29 protein-coding genes, 2 tRNA genes and 1 pseudogene are annotated in these 21,523 nt (G+C 63.5%); 29 read left to right on the forward strand and 3 right to left on the reverse strand.

All coding sequences use genetic code 11. The features are described from left to right. Positions 1–85 precede the first annotated feature (85 nt). Both BBDE_RS02815 and BBDE_RS11385 read left to right on the forward strand, forming a co-directional pair. A complete protein-coding gene (locus tag BBDE_RS02815; RefSeq protein WP_003837133.1) occupies positions 86–1,312 on the forward strand; it encodes an ROK family protein in 1,227 nt (408 codons plus the stop codon). A gap of 53 nt (positions 1,313–1,365) precedes the next feature. Continuing rightward, a tRNA-Ile gene (locus BBDE_RS11385) sits at positions 1,366–1,451 on the forward strand. A gap of 116 nt (positions 1,452–1,567) precedes the next feature. Here the strand turns inward: BBDE_RS11385 and BBDE_RS11675 are convergent. Further along, a pseudogene (locus tag BBDE_RS11675) lies at positions 1,568–1,735 on the reverse strand (hypothetical protein); the annotation flags it as partial. Between the two features lie 147 nt (positions 1,736–1,882). On the opposite strand from BBDE_RS11675, the gene BBDE_RS02820 reads away from it, so the two are divergent. After that, complete coding sequence (locus BBDE_RS02820) at positions 1,883–2,062, forward strand: helix-turn-helix domain-containing protein (RefSeq protein ID WP_003837131.1); 180 nt, start codon at positions 1,883–1,885, stop codon at positions 2,060–2,062. Between the two features lie 84 nt (positions 2,063–2,146). After that, complete coding sequence (locus BBDE_RS02825) at positions 2,147–2,350, forward strand: hypothetical protein (RefSeq protein ID WP_003837130.1); 204 nt, start codon at positions 2,147–2,149, stop codon at positions 2,348–2,350. On the opposite strand, the gene BBDE_RS02830 is transcribed toward BBDE_RS02825, so the two are convergent. Further along, positions 2,351–2,842, reverse strand: coding sequence for a hypothetical protein (locus BBDE_RS02830; RefSeq protein WP_012901925.1), 492 nt, complete (start codon positions 2,840–2,842; stop codon positions 2,351–2,353). It abuts the gene before it with no gap. Positions 2,843–2,944: 102 nt separating this feature from the next. Here BBDE_RS02830 and BBDE_RS11625 point away from each other — a divergent pair, with 102 nt between their 5' ends. From BBDE_RS11625 to BBDE_RS02925, 21 genes are all read left to right on the forward strand, one after another. Further along, a complete protein-coding gene (locus BBDE_RS11625) occupies positions 2,945–3,070 on the forward strand; it encodes a hypothetical protein (RefSeq protein ID WP_261793860.1) in 126 nt (41 codons plus the stop codon). Further along, positions 3,067–3,219 (forward strand): hypothetical protein, encoded by a 153-nt coding sequence (locus BBDE_RS11400; protein WP_003837127.1) that lies wholly within the window; start codon positions 3,067–3,069, stop codon positions 3,217–3,219. Before BBDE_RS11625 ends, BBDE_RS11400 begins: the two co-directional genes overlap by 4 nt. Before the next feature lie 490 nt (positions 3,220–3,709). Continuing rightward, the gene (locus tag BBDE_RS02835) at positions 3,710–4,012 is read left to right on the forward strand and encodes a hypothetical protein (protein WP_003837124.1); all 303 of its coding nucleotides are present in this window, start codon (positions 3,710–3,712) and stop codon (positions 4,010–4,012) included. Next, positions 3,996–4,370, forward strand: coding sequence for a hypothetical protein (locus BBDE_RS02840; protein ID WP_126622058.1), 375 nt, complete (start codon positions 3,996–3,998; stop codon positions 4,368–4,370). The genes BBDE_RS02835 and BBDE_RS02840 overlap by 17 nt, the downstream gene beginning before the upstream one ends. A gap of 40 nt (positions 4,371–4,410) precedes the next feature. Then, positions 4,411–4,629 (forward strand): helix-turn-helix domain-containing protein, encoded by a 219-nt coding sequence (locus BBDE_RS02845; protein ID WP_003837122.1) that lies wholly within the window; start codon positions 4,411–4,413, stop codon positions 4,627–4,629. Beyond that, positions 4,607–5,320 carry an HNH endonuclease gene (locus BBDE_RS02850; protein WP_012901930.1) on the forward strand — a complete coding sequence of 238 codons (714 nt, stop codon included), beginning with the start codon at positions 4,607–4,609 and terminating at the stop codon, positions 5,318–5,320. Before BBDE_RS02845 ends, BBDE_RS02850 begins: the two co-directional genes overlap by 23 nt. Positions 5,321–5,431: 111 nt before the next feature. Beyond that, complete coding sequence (locus tag BBDE_RS02855) at positions 5,432–5,764, forward strand: hypothetical protein (RefSeq protein ID WP_003837120.1); 333 nt, start codon at positions 5,432–5,434, stop codon at positions 5,762–5,764. Then, positions 5,761–7,209, forward strand: a complete 1,449-nt coding sequence (locus BBDE_RS02860; RefSeq protein WP_126622059.1) for a terminase large subunit domain-containing protein — start codon at positions 5,761–5,763, stop codon at positions 7,207–7,209. Before BBDE_RS02855 ends, BBDE_RS02860 begins: the two co-directional genes overlap by 4 nt. A gap of 91 nt (positions 7,210–7,300) precedes the next feature. After that, the gene (locus BBDE_RS02865; RefSeq protein WP_126622060.1) at positions 7,301–8,428 is read left to right on the forward strand and encodes a phage portal protein; all 1,128 of its coding nucleotides are present in this window, start codon (positions 7,301–7,303) and stop codon (positions 8,426–8,428) included. Beyond that, entirely contained in the window at positions 8,415–9,977 is a 1,563-nt protein-coding gene (locus BBDE_RS02870) for a phage major capsid protein (protein WP_033489580.1), read from the forward strand. The genes BBDE_RS02865 and BBDE_RS02870 overlap by 14 nt, the downstream gene beginning before the upstream one ends. Beyond that, the gene (locus BBDE_RS02875) at positions 9,974–10,303 is read left to right on the forward strand and encodes a hypothetical protein (RefSeq protein ID WP_003837116.1); all 330 of its coding nucleotides are present in this window, start codon (positions 9,974–9,976) and stop codon (positions 10,301–10,303) included. Before BBDE_RS02870 ends, BBDE_RS02875 begins: the two co-directional genes overlap by 4 nt. A 5-nt stretch (positions 10,304–10,308) precedes the next feature. Next, on the forward strand, positions 10,309–10,689 hold the full coding sequence (locus tag BBDE_RS02880; protein ID WP_003837115.1) for a hypothetical protein: 381 nt from the start codon (positions 10,309–10,311) through the stop codon (positions 10,687–10,689). 14 nt (positions 10,690–10,703) lie between these two features. After that, the gene (locus tag BBDE_RS02885; RefSeq protein WP_003837114.1) at positions 10,704–11,117 is read left to right on the forward strand and encodes a hypothetical protein; all 414 of its coding nucleotides are present in this window, start codon (positions 10,704–10,706) and stop codon (positions 11,115–11,117) included. A gap of 21 nt (positions 11,118–11,138) precedes the next feature. Beyond that, complete coding sequence (locus BBDE_RS02890) at positions 11,139–11,504, forward strand: hypothetical protein (protein WP_003837111.1); 366 nt, start codon at positions 11,139–11,141, stop codon at positions 11,502–11,504. 3 nt (positions 11,505–11,507) lie between these two features. Continuing rightward, positions 11,508–11,798, forward strand: a complete 291-nt coding sequence (locus BBDE_RS02895; RefSeq protein ID WP_003837109.1) for a hypothetical protein — start codon at positions 11,508–11,510, stop codon at positions 11,796–11,798. Positions 11,799–11,963: 165 nt separating this feature from the next. Then, entirely contained in the window at positions 11,964–13,826 is a 1,863-nt protein-coding gene (locus BBDE_RS02900; RefSeq protein ID WP_003837107.1) for a tape measure protein, read from the forward strand. 11 nt (positions 13,827–13,837) lie between these two features. Then, positions 13,838–15,337 (forward strand): hypothetical protein, encoded by a 1,500-nt coding sequence (locus BBDE_RS02905; RefSeq protein ID WP_012901938.1) that lies wholly within the window; start codon positions 13,838–13,840, stop codon positions 15,335–15,337. Between the two features lie 15 nt (positions 15,338–15,352). After that, positions 15,353–16,579: an SGNH/GDSL hydrolase family protein gene (locus BBDE_RS02910; protein WP_003837104.1), complete on the forward strand. Its 1,227-nt coding sequence runs from the start codon at positions 15,353–15,355 to the stop codon at positions 16,577–16,579. 2 nt (positions 16,580–16,581) lie between these two features. Then, on the forward strand, positions 16,582–16,824 hold the full coding sequence (locus BBDE_RS02915; RefSeq protein WP_003837101.1) for a hypothetical protein: 243 nt from the start codon (positions 16,582–16,584) through the stop codon (positions 16,822–16,824). 42 nt (positions 16,825–16,866) lie between these two features. Beyond that, positions 16,867–17,616: an endolysin-like domain-containing protein gene (locus BBDE_RS02920; protein ID WP_003837098.1), complete on the forward strand. Its 750-nt coding sequence runs from the start codon at positions 16,867–16,869 to the stop codon at positions 17,614–17,616. After that, positions 17,613–17,855: a hypothetical protein gene (locus tag BBDE_RS02925; protein ID WP_003837096.1), complete on the forward strand. Its 243-nt coding sequence runs from the start codon at positions 17,613–17,615 to the stop codon at positions 17,853–17,855. Before BBDE_RS02920 ends, BBDE_RS02925 begins: the two co-directional genes overlap by 4 nt. On the opposite strand, the gene BBDE_RS02930 is transcribed toward BBDE_RS02925, so the two are convergent. After that, a complete protein-coding gene (locus tag BBDE_RS02930) occupies positions 17,835–18,680 on the reverse strand; it encodes a tyrosine-type recombinase/integrase (RefSeq protein ID WP_033489576.1) in 846 nt (281 codons plus the stop codon). The two genes, BBDE_RS02925 and BBDE_RS02930, sit on opposite strands and share 21 nt — an antisense overlap. 51 nt (positions 18,681–18,731) lie before the next feature. Here BBDE_RS02930 and BBDE_RS02935 point away from each other — a divergent pair. The 4 genes from BBDE_RS02935 to prmC all read left to right on the forward strand — a co-directional run bounded on the left by BBDE_RS02935 (position 18,732) and on the right by prmC (position 21,520). Then, positions 18,732–18,805, forward strand: a tRNA-Ile gene (locus BBDE_RS02935). A 293-nt stretch (positions 18,806–19,098) separates the two neighbouring features. Continuing rightward, a complete protein-coding gene (gene rpmE / locus BBDE_RS02940; protein WP_003837091.1) occupies positions 19,099–19,311 on the forward strand; it encodes a 50S ribosomal protein L31 in 213 nt (70 codons plus the stop codon). Between the two features lie 158 nt (positions 19,312–19,469). Beyond that, positions 19,470–20,558 (forward strand): peptide chain release factor 1, encoded by a 1,089-nt coding sequence (gene prfA / locus BBDE_RS02945; protein WP_003837090.1) that lies wholly within the window; start codon positions 19,470–19,472, stop codon positions 20,556–20,558. 95 nt (positions 20,559–20,653) lie between these two features. Next, positions 20,654–21,520 carry a peptide chain release factor N(5)-glutamine methyltransferase gene (gene prmC, locus BBDE_RS02950; RefSeq protein WP_187116110.1) on the forward strand — a complete coding sequence of 289 codons (867 nt, stop codon included), beginning with the start codon at positions 20,654–20,656 and terminating at the stop codon, positions 21,518–21,520. Positions 21,521–21,523 lie beyond the last annotated feature (3 nt).

Here is a 21,523-nt window from a genome sequence, read left to right on the forward strand (position 1 = left end):
TAATGTCCAGTGTACCATCATAAATTGGTTTGACTAACTGATTTGGTGTACTTTCCTTGCAAAGTCGCGTCGGGAAGGAGTGTCGATGACATCGCTGAGAAGAATCAACCAAGATGATCTGCGCAATCACAATCTTTCCGTGGTGCTCGACTCGCTATTGCGGGCCACGGATCAGCTCAGTCGTGCCGACCTCGCCAAGGAGACGGGGCTGACCAAAGCCACCATGTCGGTGCTGGTGTCGTTGCTGATGGACAACGGCGTACTGGAAGAGGGCGTGCCCACCGGACAATCGCTATATGGCCGCCCTAGCATCCCGTTGCTGATCCGAGGCGGTCGGCTGTGCGGCATCGGCCTGCAGGTCAATACCGACGGCTACGGCATCGCCGTGCTCGACATCAACGGCACCACCGTGGACGAGCAGTGGGTGGATGCCGATATGACGAACGCCAATGCCGACGAAGTGTTCCGCAACCTTGATGAACTCGCAAAATCACAGGAGGCGTCACTTGACCGTATGGGGTATACGCTGGTCGGCTCGGGGCTCGCATTGCCGGGCCTGGTCACCGATGACCTTCGTCTGCTGGGAGCGCGCAACCTTGGTTGGGAGCATCTTGACCTGAAGACCTTCGACGTGGTGCGCCGGCTCAATCCGAAAGTCGACAACGAGGCGAATGCGGCCGCATTGGCGCAGATTCCCGGTTATGCCACGCAACGCAGGGGAATCGGACTGGTCGAACCGACCGACTCCTTCATCTACCTGTCCACCGATGTCGGCATCGGCGGCGCCGTGGTGCGTGACGGCCATGTGGTGCGGGGCGATCATGGGTTCGGCGGCGAACTCGGCCATGTGTCGGTGGATATGCGCGGACCGATCTGCCGTTGCGGTCGCCGCGGATGCCTGGAGGTGTACGCAGGCCGTCGGTCGATGGTCAGCGCAGCCGGCATCGCCAGCAGCGATGCCGCGGCCACGCGCGAATCGATCAACGAGCTGATCGACCATTGGCGCCAGCGCGACTCCAAAGCCGTGGCCGTGGTCGAGAAGGCCCTGGAGGCCATGGCCTCGGTGATCGCGTCGATCATCAACGTATGCGATATCGATACCGTGATGCTCGGTGGCCTATGGGCGCATTTCGAACCCGACCTGATCCGTCGGATCGGGCGCATGGTGCGACCGCAGGCGCTGTCGTACCCTGAGGTGCAGGCCCGGGTGATGATGGCCGATGTCGTGGCGCGGCCGGCCCTGATCGGGGCCGCCGAAGTGGGTCTGCGCAACTTTGTGGACAATCCCCTGGAGTTTCTCGAACGGGAGTAGTCCACCCGTTTGCTAGACTGGGCAAGTTGGCATGTTCGCATGTTGCAACGTGGGGCGTTAGCTCAGTCGGTTAGAGCATCGGACTCATAATCCGCCGGTCCACGGTACAGTCTCATTTCTTGATGCTCGCTGGCCGCCATCATTAGGGTCGTCAGTAGTGTTTATGCCTAGCAAGTCATCTGATGTCAACGACGGATTAAGCAAAGTCGCTACATCCGTCTTCAAGTAGTCGGCTGCGGCCTGTGTTTCGTCGATGGTCCACGTGATCTCGCTGCGAAGTTTGCGAGCTATCGTTTGTGGTGCTAGGCCCAATGCTTTGGCGAAGTCTTTTTTTGGCAATCTTCTAGCTGTAATCATGAGATTTACATTCATTGCCACAATGTCTTGTGCTCTTCTGGTTGGTGTGTTGATTACTGTAGTCATAGGACAATAATACAACCAGATTTTACTTAACACGGCGTGTTGAATTTGATTCTTGATGTTTTTTCGCGTACAAAGTAACACATGGTTTTAGTTTGTACGTCTGAAGTGGCTTCATGCAGAGTGCGTGCCTTGCTACGGAAGAATCACATGACTCAAAGAATGCTTGCTGATGGCATTGGTACTTCTTATCAATTGCTTAATGCGAAGCTTCGCGGCCGAAGTAATTACACACTTCATGATTTGTCTCGCATCGCTGATTTTTTCGGTGTCTCGCTGGACTATCTCACGGGTCGTTCGGAATACGCGAAACCGTTGGAGGTGGAGTGATGGATTGGTCTTTGATCCTCGCGATCGTATCGCTTGTTGTTTCCATCATCGTTCTCGTCTTCTCTGACGAGGGGAGGTGAAGCGATGACGACTGTTTTCAGTGTTTCCGCGCCGGTGTCCGCGTCGTCCGGCATGGTCGAGGTGCTGAGCATGGATGTGGACGAGGGTGAGAGCGTCGATGTCTCCGTGTCCGTCTCTGGGAGCCTGACGACGGATAGGGCCGATTGGCTTGCTCATGCCCTGCGCCTCGCGGCCGATCACCTCGACGTGTTGCGCAGGGCGGTGTGATCAATGGTAGCGAATGCCTATCTGCTGGTGGTCGTTGAACCCGAGGCTGTCACGCCATTCCACAAGCACCTGCACCGTCATGGGGTTGGTGTCGGCCTTGATTGCCCTGTTGTACGCGTACATGGCGTAATACTGGCTGACGACGCCGGTTCGTTCCGTGAGGAACGTCGTGGAGGGCATCACGAGCGTCTCGCCGTTTCCGCAGTCCCCGAGTTGCTGGCTTTCGATGTGCTCGGTCCCCTCGATGAAGACATGGGCCGTCACGTCATGCGCCGTGCTGGTTCCGATGTTCCGAAACACGAAACGTTTGTTCTCGCGGTCCGCGTGCACGTGCCAGTACACGTATTCCGCGCCTATCTGGCGATGGAGCAGCCTGCTGTTGAGTTCATCGATCCTACTGGAGTGCCAGAGGGCTATGCCCGCCACCACGACGGCGGCCACGGCCGCGATGGCGGCCACCCATTCCGCCACGCTTCCCAAATCGATTCCCATTGTCATTCTTCCTTCCTTCGTTGTCTGAAAGGTTTGATTTGTGCGATTACAAGCCTATCGCGGCGGAGGAAGGACACCACTTTTCAAGCGAAGGAGCATGCGATGAGGCAACTGCTTATGGAGATCTCGGTCGCGGGCGCGTGCCTGAGCGCGTTCACCGGCCTGTACTGGCTGGCCGTGGCGTTCGGTATCGCGGCCATGGCCGCGGGAAGGATTGAAGGCAGATGAGCGTGACGGTGAAGCGTGTCGATGGGAGGGCGTGTTTCTTCGAGATGATCGTCGAGACGGATCGGGGCGTGACGATACGCCTGCCGCTTACCGGCGTCGAGCTCGAGGAGCTGGAAAGGCGGATAGAGCGATGCTTCAGCGAAGTGTGAGACGCGTCTTTCGGGCGGTTTCCCTGCTTCTGTTGAGTCCTTTCGTGTTCCTCGCGTTGGGACTGGCCCTTGCCGTTGTCCGTCTTGGTGATTTCCTCACGGGTGACGACTGACCATAATCGAATGGCTGTGATGGACCGTACGGCGTAGTCCTAGCCACCGCTGAGCCGGGTTAGCGACCGGTGACGCCAGGCGCGTGGCTGTCGCGCTATTTGAGAGACGAAGTTCAGCTCCCGACCATTTCAGACCGTCGGTAAAGGCGGAATCGGGCGGCCATGGGCGCGCTTCATGCGCGTGGTCTGATCTGGGACCATTCCCGGCGGCTTCGGCCGCTCTTGTTATCGACGGCGCGGCTCCGACCGAAACGTTGTGCGAGACCTTTGGAATCCGTTGACCGGCTCGGCCGAGAACTCTCGGCCGGGCATCCTTCGTCAACGGATTCCAGGTCTTGACCTCTCAAGCGCTCACCAACCGAAAGCTACATGAAGGAGTGAAATTGAGCAGGGTTGCATTCCCCGACAAACTGAAGACGCAGATGGCACGGACCCTTCCGATGATCGACTCGAATCTCCGCTCCCACGCCAACACGTCACGCCGGTCTCTGGCCAAGGCATCCGGTCTGGACGACAACCAGGTGCAGGCCGCGTTGAGATTGGCCTATGAGTCTCGTGGCGGCAGGGTTCCGAGTCCGGTCTACCGTTCCCCGACGGCTGGCAAGATGTATGATTCCGAGTCTCTGCTGAGGACGTTGGCCCTATGGTGCGGGATGTGGGCGTATGTCATCGCCGACTAGACCGTCGTTGTCCGAGGTGCTGCATTATTCCGCGCCGGCCGATGATCCCGAGGCCGTGGAGCGGATGGCATGGCATCAACGACAGCTGCTGAAGCATTTCGCCGACGAGGTGGACCGTGTGGCCGCCAACAACGGCAAGACCGACCTCGAGGTATGGCAGCTGGTCAAGTCGTTCAACGAGCCGAACGCGGTGGCCATCATCTGCCTGAAGGCCGACGGCCTGCCACTCTACAGGAAAGGCGGCTGGTATCTCGACAGCCGTGACTTCCGTGCGTGGGCCACCGCCTGGCGGCCCGCGACATGGAAACCGGAACGACGACAGCAGCAGACGAAACCAGTGAAAGGAATCCTGTTCTGATGCGGACACGAATGCACATCGGCATCGGGGAGGCGTGCCCATGACACGGATCGCCATGCTGACCACCGCGCAGACGGCCGAACGTCTGGGCGTGAGCGAACGGACATTGAAACGGTGGCGTGGCGACATACCTGTCTTCGGCCCGCCGCCAATCCGCTTGGGCGGACGTGTCATGTACGCGGAGGCCGACGTGAACGGGTGGCTACTCAGACAACGAGGGAAAGGAAGGGATGGCGATGCCAAGAAGACAGACCGTTGACCCGCTCATCCGAGCGCAGGTCATCGCCGCCTGGGGCAACCAATGCTGGCTGGGCATGCCCGGCTGTCGGATCACCGCCACGGAGGACGACCACATCATCCCGTACGCGCATGGCGGCAAGGACACCGTGACGAACCTGCGACGCGCCTGCAAGCATTGCAACGCGGCCCGCCAGGATCGCGTGCTGTCCGGCTACGGGGCCACGTTGCACGCCGTGATCGGTCCGCCTCGCGCCGACTTCACCGGCTACCTGACGGGGCTCGTCGGCCGCGACAGCGTGGTGGTCAGCTTCGACAGCCTGATCCGCGACATCTATCCGCTGCCCGACCCGCCCGACGGCGTGCGCCTGGCGGCGGCCATGGCATGGGATGGCGCGTACCGCGCCCTGGCCAAGTGCGGCCAGCCCTTGGACATCTGGCTGGTACGCACGCTGCCACGCAGCCGCCGCCATCCCGACATGCTGGGCGAATGGCTGGCGTTGGACTATGACATCCATGTGGTCGAGACCCCGGCCGAGGCCACGTTCGACCTTGACCTCACGCCTCGGGAGTATCGTGCGGCGCAGCAATGGTATGCGATGCGCATCACCCAGCGCATGGTGGACGCGAGGGCCCTGCAACGCCGCCAGCGGCTCGCCTCGCTGGGCTTGCGCGCTTCGGACGGCCAGACCGCGGGCCGGCCGACGTGGTGAGCCGGATTTTTTAAACGCCGGCAGGCCGGAAGACCCCGCGCCCAGTCTTTTCTCCCCCCGGAATCGAACAAAAAAACGTTGGAAACGCTGGAAAACCAAGGAAAACGAAAAATGATTCAGGAAACATTGGAAGGATTCGAGGAATACGCGCCAGCCTTCGGTGGCATCGTCGGATTGCAGGAACGGGCGACCATGAATCTCATCAAAAGCTTCGTCGAGGGCAAGACATTGACGCCCGAGGCGACCTATATCTGCAAATCCATGCTCTCGATAGCCAGGAACATCGACGCGCAGAATAGCAGGGGCCGTGAGATCAGCCGTAACATGACCAGCCTGCTCACATGGTTCCAGGAGCTCAAGGCCATGTATCCCGAACAGCCGCAGCTGGACGACGAACTGGCCGGCTTCCTCCGGGCCGCCAAGGCCGGCACGGAGGATAAGTGAGCGTGCCGCTGCGCGGCGGCACCGAACGCCATGCCGGCCGGCCGACCGATGGCGCCGTGGTGGCCCGGACCGCCGAACTGCTGGGCAAGCCCCTGCTGCCATGGCAACGGTACGTGGCCGACGTGGCCGGCGAGATCGACCCGGCCACCGGCACCTACTATTACGACCGCGTCATCCTGAGCACGCCCCGCCAATGCGGCAAGAGCACGCTGATCGACACGGAGGACACGCGCAACGCCCAACTGGGACCGGACAGGAAGATCTACTATCTGGCGCAGACCGGCAAGGACGCCGAGAAACATTTCAAGGACTACGTGCAGCAGCTGGCCAAAAGCAGGCTGGCCCCGATAGCCTGCCGTCCGCGCCTGTCGAACGGCGGCATGGAGCAACGGTTCATCAACGGAAGTTTCATCTGCCCGCTGGCCGTGACCAAGGTGGCCGGCCATGGCACGCAGATGGACAAGTTCACCATCGACGAGGCGTTCAGCCTGGACGACGAGACCGGCAAGCTGATCCTGGACGGCATGGCCCCGACCATGAACACGCGACTGCATTTCACTGGCGTGCAACCGCAGATCTGGATCACCTCGACCGAGGGCACGGCCGACTCGACCTTCCTCAACGGCCTGTTGGACGGACTGCGGGCGGGCGACGTGCCGCGACGCACCTGCTGGTTCGATTTCGGCATCCCGGCCGACGCCGACCCCGAGGACCTCCAGACGATTCTGAAATGGCATCCGGCCGCGGGCCTGCTGTGGGGCCTGGACCAGCTACGCGACTTCCGTGGACAGTTCGAGGGCAACGCCGCCGGCTGGGCGCGCGCGTTCGGCAACCGGCGCGACACGGGCGTGGCCGACCGTGTCATCGACGAGACCCTGTGGCAGGCGACCGTGGCCACGCCCATAGGACCCGACCGGTTGGACGGCCGGCCCCTCGTGTTCGCCGCCGCCGTGGACGTAGACGCCACGCACACATCACTGGCGGCCGGGATCAGGGACGCCGACGGCACCGTCACCGTGCAACTGCTCCAGGTCCTGGACGGTACCGGACGCGCGCCCGGCGAGATCATGCGACTGTGCGAACGGTACAAGGCTCCCCTGGTCATGGACGACCGCGGGCCCAACGCCGACCTGCACGACCGGCTCCGCTCACAGGCCGACGACGTGGGCGAGCCCGTCATCCAGTTCGTGCCCATGCAGGCGGGCGACTACCTCGCCATCGGCCAGGCATTCGTCAGCGGGTTGCACAACCGGCTGATCCGCCACGCCACCGACATGCAGCTGGACGAGAGCGCGGCGCAATGCGCACGCACATGGAGCGGCGACGCCTGGCGGGTGACCCGACGCGGCAGCACCGGGCTCACCAGCCCCTTGGAAGCCTGCATGCTGGCCGCATGGGGCGTGAACCACCGGCCCGACACCGATACCGACCTGCAGATCTACTAGATGTCCCCTCATGGCACCGTATGGCACCGTATGGCACCATATGTCCCCGGATTCTTGGCGGTGAGGGCCCGCCGCGAGCATGATGGCAGGCATGAATCTTTGGCAGCGAATGAGACTCGCCGGCCGGGTGCTCACCCGCGGCGGCGATGACGTGGACATGCCCGACGGCGTCAGGCCGCCGGCGTGTTCCACGACGTATGAGCCGTTGCAGCTGTCCACCGTGTTCCGTGGCGTGCAGGTGTTGCAGACCGCCATCGCAGGCCTGCCGGTATACGAGATGCGCAACGGCGTCAAGCTCCCCGATGTCTCCGCTCTGGTGGCCCAGCCGGACGTGACGCGCTCCCGGCGTGACTTCCTCGCCGACCTCGTGGCATCGCTCGTGCTGGACGGCAACGCGTTCACCCGTCTGATCCGTCTCGACGGCGAGATCGTGACCTGCGAGATCCTGCCTCCCCAGTACGTGACCGTGACCGACCTGGGCAAGGATCCCGCAAGCCCGGACCTGCGCTACGGCTATCTCGGCCGCACCTACGGGCCCGACGACATCGTCCACAGCAAGTTCCTGAACGTACCCGGCCGCCTGCGCGGCCTCGGCCCCATCTCCGCGGCCCGCGAGGAAGTCGAGGCCGCGCAGATGGCGCGCGACTACAAGACCCGCTTCTACAGCGACGGATCCAACCTCAAAGGCTACCTACACACCAAGAAGCCCGTCAGCGAGGAAGCCGCGAAGCGGGCCAAGGCGGCATGGAAGACGGACGGCGGGGCCGGCGACGTCAAGGTGATCGGCGACGACCTCGAATACGTGCCGCTCGACCTGAAGCCCGCCGACCTGCAATTCCTGGAAACCCAGAAGTTCGACACCACGCAGATCGCCCGACTGCTGGGCATCCCCGCATCCATCATGCTCGCCGCCGTCGATGGCTCGAACCTCACCTACTCGAACATCGAACAGTCCTGGATCGAGTTCGCCGACTACACGCTGGCGGCCTACGCGGGAGAGATCGAGGAGGTGTTCAACCGGCTGCTGCCACGCGGACGGACCGCCGAGTTCGATTGGGACAGCAGCCAGCGGGCCAACATGAGCGACCGGTACAACGCGTACAAGACCGCGATAGAGGCCGGCTTCCTGACCGTCAACGACGTGAGGGGAAAGATCAGGATGCCATCATTGAGCGCCGACGAATCGGCGCGGATCGGAGCGAAGCATGAACAGGCATGAGATAGCGGTGCGGGGCTTGAGCCTACGAACCGAGGACGAGAGCGACGGGCGCACATTGGAAGGCATCGCCGTGCCCTACGGCGACGTCATCGACACGTGGGACGGCCCCGAGACGTTCGACCGCGACTGCGTGTTCGACGATCTCGACCAAGCGAAGCTGTGCTACCAGCACGGCGAGGTCATCGGCCGTATCATCGGCGGCGAGTCGCGCGAGGACGGCCTGCACATCACCGCGCGCGTGTCCGACACCGCGAAGGGCCGCGACGCCGTGACCCTGGTCCGCGACGGCGTGCTCGACAGCTTCTCGGTCGGATTCATCCCCATCGAAAGCGAAAGGGACAAGGCCGGCATCACGCACCGCAGGCGCGTACGCCTGCTGGAGACCAGCATCGTGTCATGGCCGGCCTACCAGAACGCGAGGCTCACCGGCCAGAGGGATTCGGACGCACTCAAGGAAACCAAGGAAACAAGGAAGGAAACCACCATGGATGACAACGAGATGATGGACCTGCTCAAATCCATGCAGGATGAGCAGCGCGGCCTCAAGGCGGCCATCGCCAAGACGGCCGGCGGCCGTGAGACCCCGAGAATCGTCGGCGGCGAGTACAGGAGCCGCGGCGAATACCTCCAGGCGCTTGCCCGCGGCGACGAGGCGGCCGCCAAGATCATGGAGGAATGCCGAGACCTGATCGTGACCGGCGACACCGGCGACACCGCCACCTGGATCGCCGACGACCTACGCCTGATCACCGAACGCCGCAAGGTCTCGAACCTGCTGACCCACGACAGCCTGCCGGCCACCGGCATGAGCATGGAATACCATGTGGTCACCTCCGACACCACCGTGGCGGACAAGCAGGCCAATGAAGGCGACGCGCTCACCTTCGGCAAGCTCACCTTCGGCACCAAGAGCGCCGACATCAACACGTACGGCGGCTACACGTCCCTGTCGCGCCAGGTCATCGAACGGTCCACCACGCCCATGCTCAACACCGCCCTGCGCGCTCTCCAGAACGCGTACGCGAAGGTCACCGAGAAGGCCGTGCGCGACCACCTGTACGGGGAGATCAAGACCCAACGCGACGGCACGAACCACATCGACACGGCCAAGACCCTCGCCAACATGGGCATCAACGACTGGGTGGGCCTGATCGTGGACGCGGCCGAAATGGCCGACGACCGCAACGTGGCACTGACCCGGCTGGCGGTCTCCAAGGACGTGCTCAAGGCGCTCGTCGGCCTGAAGGACACCGGCGACCGGTTCTTCAACCTTTCCGGCGACGGCTCCGACACGATCGGCAGCTTCGACCTGACCGGCGTGGCCGGCGAGTTCATGCGCGTGCCGGTGGTCATGCTGCCGAAGGCCGAAGCGGGCACCGCCGCGTTCATCGACCCCGCGAGCGTGACCGTATGGGAATCCGGCGGCCCGACCCAACTCACCGACGGCAGCGTCACCAAGCTGACCAACGACTACAGCGTATACGGCTACCTGTCGGTCGCCACCACGCTTGCCGACGGCCTGATCCCGGTGAAGTTCGCAGCGGCATGATCGGCGACGAGGAACTCCTGCGACGCCTGCGCGACGAGGTAGGCGTGCCGGCCGGCGACGACGACCGGCTGACCGTCAAACTCACCGCGGCGCAACGCTACGTGGCCGCCGCAGTCGTCGGCACGCAGGTGGAAGACGAACTGCTGGCCGACTGCATCGTGGCGTGCGCGGCCGACCTGTTCAACATGCGCGACGCCCGCCTGGGCGTCATGCAGGTGTCCGACACGACCGTGGAACCCTTCAGAATCTCGACCGACCCGCTCCGCTCGGTCTGGCCGAAACTGAAGGCCGCCGGCATCCTGACCGGAGGGATGGTGATCGCGTGACCTCGATGGTGATCGTCCAACGCACGGCCCTCATGGACACGCTCACCGACATGCTCGACGACCTGGTGTCGTCCGTATCCACCGACTCGGCGCTGGTGCACCCCCAGCCCGGCAAGGTCGCCATATACGTCGAACCGCCCTACGTGGAATACCCCACATGGGACGGGGTACCCGACATCACATGGACGTTGGATCTCGTGGCGGGAACGCCCGCCACCCAGGCCACGGCGCTCGACGACATCATCGACGCCATCGACCGGCTGGCCGCCAAGGGCCTGAACGTGAACAAGGCCCAGCCCGTCGGCTGGAACCTCGCGGGCGCGGGCACCCTCGCGGCCTACCAGGTCACGTTGAACCCCTTGGAAATCATCGAAACCGAAGAATAGAAAGCAGGAAGAACATGACAGGCAAGATCAGGACCCTGGGCCCCGGCATCTTCAAGATCACGGACGCCGCGAACGGCCACGACTTCAGCGCCGACCTGACCAAGGCGCAGCTGAACCCCTCCAACTCGTCCGACGACCCGACCAAGTACCTGGACGGGTCCGAGGAGACCAACACCTCGACCACATGGACGTTCGAGGGAACCGTGGGCGACGACTTCAGCGAGAACGGCGTGAGCGTGTGGCTGTTCGACCATGCCGGCCAGACCCTGGCGGCCGAGTTCGTGCCGAACAAGGACGGCAAGGTCAAATGGACGTTCAACGTGACCATCACGCCGGTCGCGGTGGGCGGCGACGTGAAGTCCAAGAACACCAACGACCTCAGCCTGCCGGCCACGAACGTGGCCCACGCGGCCTACACGAAGGTCTGACCGTTGTCCGACAAGGCCTTGATGGTCATCGGCCAGCGACGTTTCGTGCAGACGATGCGCAAAGCCGGAGCCGACATGGACGACCTGAAAGGCGTGAACGCGCAAGCCGCCGAAACCGCGCTGCCGGCCGTCCGGTCACTCGTCCCGCACGGCGCGACCGGCCGGCTGGCCGCATCCCTGAGGACCGGCGCGACCAGACGCGCCGGCGTCATCCGCGCGGGACGCAAGGCCGTGCCCTATGCCGGCCCGATCAACTACGGGTGGCCCGCACACCATATCAGCCCACGCCTGTTCGTCAACACGGGCGTGGCCCAGTCCGAGCCGCAATGGCAGCGGCTCTACCTCGATTTCATCAACAGGACACTCAGCCGGATACAAGGAGCATGACCAATGGCAAACGCGAAGATCACCTACACCGACGGCAGCGAGGACATCGTGCCGGTCACCATGCGCGCGACCTGCAAGGCCGAAGCCCACGCGTTGGAGGAAGGATGGGGCACCGTGCAGCAGTCCCCGGTACGCTGCGGCGCCTACGCCGCCTATGCGGCCCTGCGCATGGCCGGACGCAGCGTACCGCCGTTCGACAAGTGGCTCGACGGCGTGGAAAGGCTCGACATGCTCGCCGCCGCGCCGCGAAACGACGACGTGGAGGACACGGACCACGCAAACCCTACGGACTGACGGCGTGGCCCGAAGGGTCGCTGGGCCGGCTGAGTTTCCTGCTGGCCCAACGGTTCGGCGGCACGCCGTGGCAATGGCGCGAGAGGGCCGACGAACGTGACTGGGGCACCGGCCTGAACCAGCTGATCAGGGAACAAGAGGAACGCGAAGCGAAGGGGTGAGACCATGGGCCGTTCGGCCATCATGTCGGTGAGAATCACCGGCAACGCGGACGACGCCGTCAAGGCGCTGGAGAGGACCACCACGAAGGCGGCCGCGTTCGGCTCGGCCCTGGGCGGTCTCGCGGTCAAGGGCGTGACCGCCCTGTGGGACACGGTCAAGGGCTTCACCTCAGACGTGATCGCCATGTCGGACGGCACCGACAAGTTCATGAACACCATGAGCTTCGCGGGCATCGACTCGTCGGCCGTGACCGCCGCCGCGCAGGCCGCCCGAAAGTACGCCGACGACACGGTGTACGACCTGTCCACCATCCAGAACACCACCGCGCAGCTGGCCGCGAACGGCATCGGCAACTACACCGAGCTGACCGAGGCGGCCGGCAACCTCAACGCCGTGGCCGGCGGCAACGCCGACACCTTCAGATCGGTCGCGATGATGCTCACCCAGACCGCGGGCGCGGGCAAGCTCACCACCGAGAACTGGAACCAGCTGGCTGACGCGATCCCGGGCGCGTCCGGCAAACTGCAGGAGGCGCTGCTCAAGAACGGCGCCTACACCGGCAACTTCCGCGACGCCATGGCCGACGGGCAGATCACCGCCGACGAGTTCAACCAGGCATTGCTGGACCTCGGTATGACGGACGTGGCCAAACAGGCCGCGACCAGCACCCAGACCATCGAAGGCGCGATGGGCAACCTCGAGGCCGCCGTGACCGGCGGCCTGACGGACGCGTTCAACCTGTTCAAGCCGACCGTGACCGGCGCGATCAACACGGCCAGCGGCCTGGTGACCGATCTGGCCACGTCGGGCGTGGCGAACCTGCAGACGTTCTTCAACCAAGTCAAGGACACGGGCGCGTTCGACAGGCTCATCGCCGCCGGCAAAAGCGTGGGCGAGGGTTTCAAAAGCCTTTTCGACGGCGTGAGCGCCGTGGCCTCCGCCATGACCGGCGGCCAGCCGGCCGGCACATCGTTCGGCAATATGCTCGACACGCTGGCCGGCGCGGCGGCCACCGTGGGCGGCTGGCTCAAGACCGCCGGCGACTGGATCAGCCGGAACACGGACCTCGTGACCCCGCTGGTGGCCGCCATCGGCGGCGCGGTGGCCGTGGTCACCGCCGTAAGCACGGCCATGCAGGCGGCGGCCGCCGCGCAGGCGCTGCTCAACGCGGTCATGGCCGCGAACCCCATCATGCTCCTGGTCACGGCGATCGCCGCACTGGTCGCCGGGCTGGTCTGGTTCTTCACCCAGACCCAGACGGGCCGGCAGATCTGGTCCGACTTCACGGCGTTCATCTCGCAATGCGTGACCAGCATCGTGGGCTTCTTCACCTCGCTGGGGTCGTCCATCGGCACAGCGTTCACCAACGCGGCCAACGGCGCCAGGAACGTGTGGAACGGAGTGGTCGAATGGTTCGGTTCCATCCCGGGCAAGATCAAGGGCTTCTTCTCGAACGCCGGATCGATCCTCAAGGACGCGGGCGCGGCCATCATCAACGGTTTCCTCAACGGGCTCAAGGGCGCGTGGAGCAACGTGACCGGCTGGATAGGCGGCATCGGCGACTGGATCAAGGAACACAAGGGCCCGCCCGCCTACGACGCGGTCCTGCTGACCGACAACGGCCGGCTGATCATGCAGGGCTTCGCCAAAGGATTGAACCAGGGATTCGACACGTCCGTGGCGGCCGCCATCCGACGCGCCAACGGCAGGCTCGGCAAGATCGACCTGCACATGGGCACGGACGGCACGGCCGCGGGCAACACCACCATATTCAATGTGACGGTCCAGGGCGAGGTGCTCGACAAGGAAGGCGTGGCCAAGGCGATCAGGAAGCTGTTGGACGACTACGCGGACAGGCGGCGATGATGAGACAACCGATGCTTTACGTGGACCGCGGGCAGGGTTGGGAGAACCTGACCGGCCATGCGGGCTCGCCCGCCGCGCTCTCCTCCTTCTCCATCGATTGGGGCTCGGCCTCGCCAAAGGAACAGCCCACGGTGAACGTGCTGCACTTCCGGCTGCTCGACCGCACCGGCATGCTGGCCGGCAACAGCACGCGCCTGGCCGGCATGAAGGTGCTGATCCAACTGTCGCGACGCCCCGCATGGCGCGACCTGAACGAACCGTCGTCCTGGAGCCGGCAGGCCGACACGCTCACCTGGGACGGTCTGCACCTCGCGCACCGGCCCGACCCGACCGAGGGGCCGGACCCGACCGCATTGACCATCTTCACCGGCAACACCGCCACCGGCGGCGAGATCGAACAGCGTGCCGACGGAACCTACCTGCTCGACCTGTACGCCAACGCGCAACTGGTCAGGGCCGGCCGCACCACGCAGCAGGGACCCGTCTCGACGGACGCGAGCCTGACGGGCCTGCACTGGACCGGCAGCGCGGCGCAACGCGTGGACGAGATCAACCGGCGGCTCACGACGCTCGGCTGCCCGCCACTGTCGGACGAGGCCGTGACATGGCTCAAAACCAACGCGCCCACGCCCGCACCCTACGAGGCGGATTCCCATCCCGACCTGTCCACCATCCTGCACTCACTGGCCGCCACCCATCCCGACCTGCCGCTCTACTACGAGCGTCACCGGCACGGTTCCGAAAACCTCGACCTCGTATTCGCGGGCCGGCCGGCGGCCATCACCATGCACGCCGACGGCCGGCTGACCGTCGAGGGAGCGGGCCTGGAACAGGAAGCCGCGCCCGCCGACGCCATCACCGTGGACGACACCGTGCTGACCATGCCCGCTCCCATCTGCCAGGTGACGCTCAAGACACGCGCGGTCAAATGGGACGAATCCGGAAACAGGTTCGCCTTCGAGGACGACGAGGTGGACATCACCGACCGCGGACGCCTGCCGGCCAATCTCACGGAAACCACCGCCGCGGCGACGTTCTCGTCGGACGCCATCACACGCGACGATTCCGGCGGCCGTTGGAAAGGCGGCGTATGGGCCCCCACCGACACGCAGCGCGACCAGTGGGCCGAATGGCTGGCCGTGCAGACATTGAGACTACGGCCCAAAAGCCTGACGGCAAGCAGCCGACGGCTCGACATCGACCTGTTCGAGCAGGCATTGCAGCCGACGGCGAGCCTGTGGGCATTCGTCAGCACCCGGTATACCAAACTGCTGTCGGACGACGGCACGCCGGCCACGTCGGGCGCCTGGCTCGCCACGGGCGGCACCCTTTCGTTCGACTGGCGCGACGGGATGCCGGTGCTGTCCAACGAGCTGGATGTCAGCCCGCTGCCCATGCGTCCCAGCACGCTCAGCCGGTGGCGGGACCTCGAACCCATCGGCATCGCCTGGAAGGACATGCCCGCGTTCACATGGGGCGAGATGTCGCAGATCACCTACTTCACCGATTAAACAGAAAGGACCATCATGGCAAACGAATCCTTCGACCCGTCCAAGATGCCCACGACGCCCCGCTACGGCATCCGCTATCCGGGCGCCACCGACCTGGTGCGCTACGCGTCGCAGCAGTTCAAGGCCATGGCCGAAAGCATCGACGACAAGATCGACACGTTGCCCGCCTCGGTCACCGCGCGCGTGGACCAGGCGGCCACGCAGGCCGCGGCCAGCGCTCAGACGGCCCAGGCGGCCGCCGCGACGGCCGGAACCCTGGCCGACCAGAACATGGCCGCCAACCTGAACAACAAGGACTCGAAGACATCCCTCGCGCTCGACAAGGTACTGAACAACGGGCCGCGCTGGCGTAACGCCGTGATCATCGGCGACAGCCTGTGCAGGGGACACTATTCCAGCGCGGACCATGACGGCCAGGGCATCGGCGACGTGGTGTGCAGGATCCTGGGCATAGCAAGCGTGCAGAACGTGGCCGTGTCCGGCAGCGGCTTCACCGTCGGCGGGACCAACACGTTCATCAACCAGTGGAACCGCGTGACCAACAAGGCCGACGTCGATCTGGTCCTGGTCATCGGCGGCGTGAACGACAACAACAACGACTGCGGCGCGGCCTGCACGCAACTGGTCAACGCGATCCGCACCTCGGCCGCCAACGCCCGCATCTACGTATTCCCCGTGGCCGGAGGCCTCGGCCTCGGACTGGCCGGCCACTACACGGCCCTGCACTCCATCAACAACGCGATCATCGCCCTGCCGGGCCAACATCGCGGCGTGGTCCTGATGCAGGGCTGCCACAGGTGGGGCCAGATGATCGCGGAAAGCCAAGCGGACGGCACCATCCACATGAAGAAGGAAGGCTACGAGGCATGGGCTCGTATCGCGGCGCGCCTGATGCTGTCGGGCCAGAACACGTTCTGGCCCGAATACGCGCGCGACCTGAACGTGACCAGCATCAGCGGCGACCCGCTGTTCGACCAGATCCAGTGCAAGCGGTTCATCGAGGTCAACGGCACGATCACCCTGCAGATCCGCGCGCACACCGGCCGCGCCATCGACACCGGATTCACCGTATTCACGGCGGACAAGTACCTGTGCGGCGACATCACGACCAAATACCTCCAATGCGGCGCGGGACTGGATTCATACCTGACCGTGGAGAGCGGCGGTCTGAAGGTGCAGATGGCACAACTGCCCAAGGACAAGTGGGTGCTGATCGAATCCTCCTGGATCGCGGGCATGTGACCATGACGTTCGATGTGCTCATCGCATTGATCACGACCGGCGGAGTGATCGTCGGCGCCCTGCTCGGCTTCGCGGGAACGTCCGTCAGGAACCGGCTCGACGCCTACCGGATCGCGCAGGACATGCAACAGGACAACCAGAAGCTCTGGCAGTGGAACCGCCAGCTCGTGGACCACATCTACAAGAATCTGGGCCCACCGCCGCCACGGCCGCCGGACGACCTGTTCAAACACGACAACGACTAGGAAGGAGAACAATTGGCGGACCTCAACACACTGTGCGCGCGCATGCGCTACTGGTGTCAGACCGCGAACATGGGCTACTCACAGACCGACCGGTGGCATTTCGACCCGGCCGGCGGCAACTGCGACTGCAGCAGCCTGGTGATCCACTGCCTGCAGGAAGCGGGATTCGATACCGGCAGCGCCGGATACACGGGCGACCTGAGCCGGAACCTGACCAGCCGCGGCTGGACGAGACTGCCCGCCGACGGCCATCCGATGGCCGGCGACATCCTGCTGAACGACGCCGATCACGTCGCCGTCTACCTGGGCGACGGCCTGCTGGCGCAGGCCAGCATCAGCGAAACGGGCGGCATCACCGGCACGGCCGGCGACCAGACGAACGGCGAGACGAACGTCTCACCCTACTACGACTACCCATGGGATTGCTATTTACGATACGAAGGAGAAACCATGCCAACGGCACAGGAGATCGCGGAAGCGGTCTGGGATTTCGAGCAGAACGGCGTCAAATGCCGCGACAGGCTGCAAGGCACCGACGAGGCCGCCAACGCGGCGGCCGAAAGGGTCTGGACGTTCCTCATCCAGGGCGTTCAGGCACGCGACCGGCTCTACGGACTCGACAACATCCAGACGCCACAGCTCGCGGCCACCGTGGCGGCCCAGTCGGCGGCGCTCGAGACATTGGCCAAAAGCGTGGGCACCGACCCCGACACCATCGCGGCCAGCGTGGAACAAGCCGTCAAGGCGAGACTCGCCACGCTCAGAATCACAGTGGAAGGAGACCAGTCATGAGCAACACGCCAAACATCGCGGATCACGCATCCGACACCAGTCAGGACACCTACCGGCCCGTCTTCAACGACACCGTGCGGACAGGGATCTACCTGCTCAGCCTTGTCTGCGTGATCGTCGGTTTCGGATTCTCCCGGTTCGGCGACCCCGCCATCGGCGATTACATCACCACGGCCGGCGGGATCCTCGCCGCGGGATTCGGCGTAGCCTACAACCCGCTACGCATGAACGCGAAGTGAGCTGACCACCTTACGGAGTTCCTCGGGCGGCATGGCCACGTACCTTTGCGTCGTGGCCACGCTGCTATGCCCGAGAAGCGTGGACACCGCCAGAAGATCATGTGTCGCCAGATACGCCTGCGTGGCGGCCCTGTGCCGGAGACTGTGCGTCCCGTACGATTGAGGCAGCGCACTGCCTACGATCTTGCCAACCCGGCCGGCGGTGAGATGGCTGATTCCGTGATCGTTACGGGACGGGAACAGCCAGCCGTCCCCAGTCTGACGGATTCGCACGGCCAGATCCTGCGGCAACGGTATCAGCCGCTGCTTATCGCCCTTGCCAACGACCCGCAATAGCGCATTATCGGCCGGCCCGACCACATCACGACCGGACACCTTCGCTATCTCGCTCCTGCGTAGCCCCAGTTCGGCCCCGAGCCTGACCATGAGCCGGTCACGTTCGGACAGGCCATCCATCGCCTCCCTGATACCGGTTTCCGGGCAGGGACGAGGGTGTGGCTTCGATCCCGCGACATGTGGCAGTCCGATGGCCGGATTGTCGGATCTCAGGTCGTGATCGACGCACCAGTCGAAATAGCTCGTCAACGTCGCCCGTATCCCCTTGCGTGTCTCGGCCGAAAGACCTTCCCGTCCCATCCATTTCTCGCAATCGGCGCGCGTGACGTTTTCCGGCGGCTTGCCGGCAAGATAATGCACGAAACCCCATAGTTTCACCCGTCTCGTCTTAATGGTGCTCGGCATCCTTCCCGCCGCTCTCAGATATGTCAGCCACTGATCCACGCTTTGTTCCCAGGTCTGCGGGAACGGTTCAGGTCGCAATCGCATTTTGACCACCTCCATCAGGTGGTGATACTATGCTTTAGCCGATTATGGCGTGGGGTGTTAGCTCAGTCGGTTAGAGCAGCGAACTCATAATTCGTCGGTCCGGGGTTCAAGCCCCCGACGCCCCACTGGTTGATTTATGCGGCTTGCGTCAGATCCAGGAATCTGAAGCCGCTACCCACCCTTTGCAATAAGTCGTCACGGGCTTGTACCGTGGACCCGCCGGTCCACGGTACAAGCCCGTGACGCCCCACCATTCCCTCCGGGCATTGGCAGGTACGGTTTTACCGCCGGCCAAGAAGCGCTCAGCGAACAGATGAGACAAAGTCCGGCCTTCTGCTATAATCCCAAAGGTTATCCGGTTCACGCTCTGCCATAGGGGCATTGCGACCCGGGTTCCCCGAATCTCTAGGAGACAATTATGCAGCAGGGTATTCATCCTGATTATCACGCAGTGCAGGTTACCTGCTCTTGCGGCAACACCTTCGTGACCCGTTCCACCGCCAAGAGCGATCATATGACCGTCGACGTGTGCTCGAGCTGCCACCCGTTCTATACCGGCAAGCAGAAGATCCTCGACACCGGTGGTCGCGTGGCCCGCTTCGAGAAGCGCTACGGCAAGAAGGCCAAGTGATTCTTATTGCCTAGGCAATGAAAACGCCAGCCCGTTATGGACTGGCGTTTTTTCGTTTCCGGGGCACCTTATATGATGAACAGGTTGAGTAGGTTTCGGCGACGCTGAAAAACCGTGAACAAGTCGCTGAAAATCATGAAGTAAAGAAAAGGCGTACATTGGCAGACGAACAGTTCCCCGCAGCGGTCACCGCGCTTGAGGAATACCGCAATATCGAACAGCAGATGGCCGAGCCGGAAGTCGCATCGGATCCCGACAAGATGCGCAAGCTGGGTCGTCGCCATGCCGAGCTTGGCGCAATCGTCTCCGCCTACACCGCCTATAAGCAGACGAAGGATGATCTGGAAGCCGCCAAGGAAATGGCTTCCGAAGACCCGGACTTCGCCGAAGAAGCCAAGCGACTGGAAAACGAATTGCCGGAGATCGAGGAGAAGCTGCGCACCGCGTTGATTCCGCGCGATCCGGACGATGCCCGCGACACGATCATGGAGATCAAGGCCGGCACCGGCGGCGAGGAGGCCGCATTGTTCGCCGGCGACCTGCTGCGCATGTATATGAGGTATGCGGAGAAGCGTGGCTGGGCAGTGACCCTGCAAAGCGAGAACACCACCGAATTGGGCGGCGTCAAGGACGTTCAGCTGGCCATCCGCGCCAAGGGAACGCCTGCGCCGGAAGACGGCGTGTGGGCGTCGCTCAAGTATGAGGGCGGCGTGCACCGTGTGCAGCGTATCCCCGTGACCGAATCGCAGGGCCGCATCCAGACTTCCGCGGCCGGCGTAATCGTGTTCCCGGAAGCTGATGAGGATGACGATGAGATCGATATCGATCCGAAGGATCTCAAGATCGATATCTTCATGAGCTCCGGTCCGGGCGGACAGTCCGTGAACACCACCTATTCCGCGGTGCGTATGACGCACATTCCGACCGGCATCGTGGTGAGCATGCAGGATGAGAAAAGCCAGATCCAGAATCGTGCGTCCGCATTGCGCGTGCTCAAGAGCCGTCTGCTTGCCATGAAGCATGAGGAGGAAGCGGCCCAGGCCGCCGACATGCGTCATTCGCAGGTGCGTTCGCTGGACCGTTCCGAGCGTATTCGTACGTACAATTTCCCGGAGAATCGCATTGTCGATCACCGCACCAATTACAAGGCCTACAATCTTGACGCCGTGCTTGACGGCGATTTGCAGGCCGTGATCGACAGTGACATTCAGGCGGATGAGGCCGACCGTCTTGCCAATCAGAAGTAAGGGTTCGAGTGACTGACGTGGCGAAGCCCCTCCCCGCATCGGCGCGGTCGACCGGAGACGAGACCGTGGCGACCATCGTCCGCGGTGCCGCGGCCATGCTGCGCGCCGCAGGTGTGGATACACCCGAACATGATGCGAAACTGCTGTGCGCGGAGGCGTTCGGCGTTGATCTGCAGAGCGTGAACAAAGCCATGCTGCTGGGCGATGGGCTTCTCGGACTGGCCGAGGATCCCGTGAAACCGCTCGAAGCATTCCACGCGATGATCGACCGTCGTGCCCGGCGCGAACCGCTGCAGCACATCACCGGCCATGCGCCGTTCCGCTATCTCGACTTGAAGGTCGGTCCCGGTGTGTTCATCCCACGGCCGGAAACCGAGCTGATCGTGCAGGAAGGCATCGATTGGATCACCCGCAACGGCGGATACCATGCCCGTGTGGTCGACCTGTGCGCCGGAAGCGGCGCCATCGGTCTGGCCGTCGTCACGGAAGTGCCGGGCAGCGAGGTGTGGGCCGTGGAGAAAAGCGAGCGAACCGCCGAATGGACCCGGCGTAACCTCAATGAGACGGCCCAAGCGCATCCCAGCATCATCGGCAATTATCATCTGGAAATCGGCGATGCCACGCAGATGCCGACACTGCACCAACTGGACGGCACCATCGACATCGTGCTCACGAATCCTCCATATGTGCCGCTCAGCGAAATACCCGAACAGCCGGAAGTGCGCGACTATGATCCCGACATGGCGTTGTACGGCGGTTCCGCCGATGGCACGCTGATTCCCGAACGCATCATCTTACGCGCAGGCAAACTGCTGCGACCAGGCGGTCTGCTGGTCATGGAACACGACATTTCACAGGGCGAGCGTCTGGCCGCTTATGCGAACGCGCACGGCTTCGCCAACACCCGGGTACGCAACGACTACACCGGCAGACCCCGATATCTTATTTCGGGAAAATCGTGACAA

The organism is Bifidobacterium dentium JCM 1195 = DSM 20436, from assembly GCF_001042595.1.
Classification (GTDB): Bacteria; Actinomycetota; Actinomycetes; order Actinomycetales; family Bifidobacteriaceae; genus Bifidobacterium; species Bifidobacterium dentium.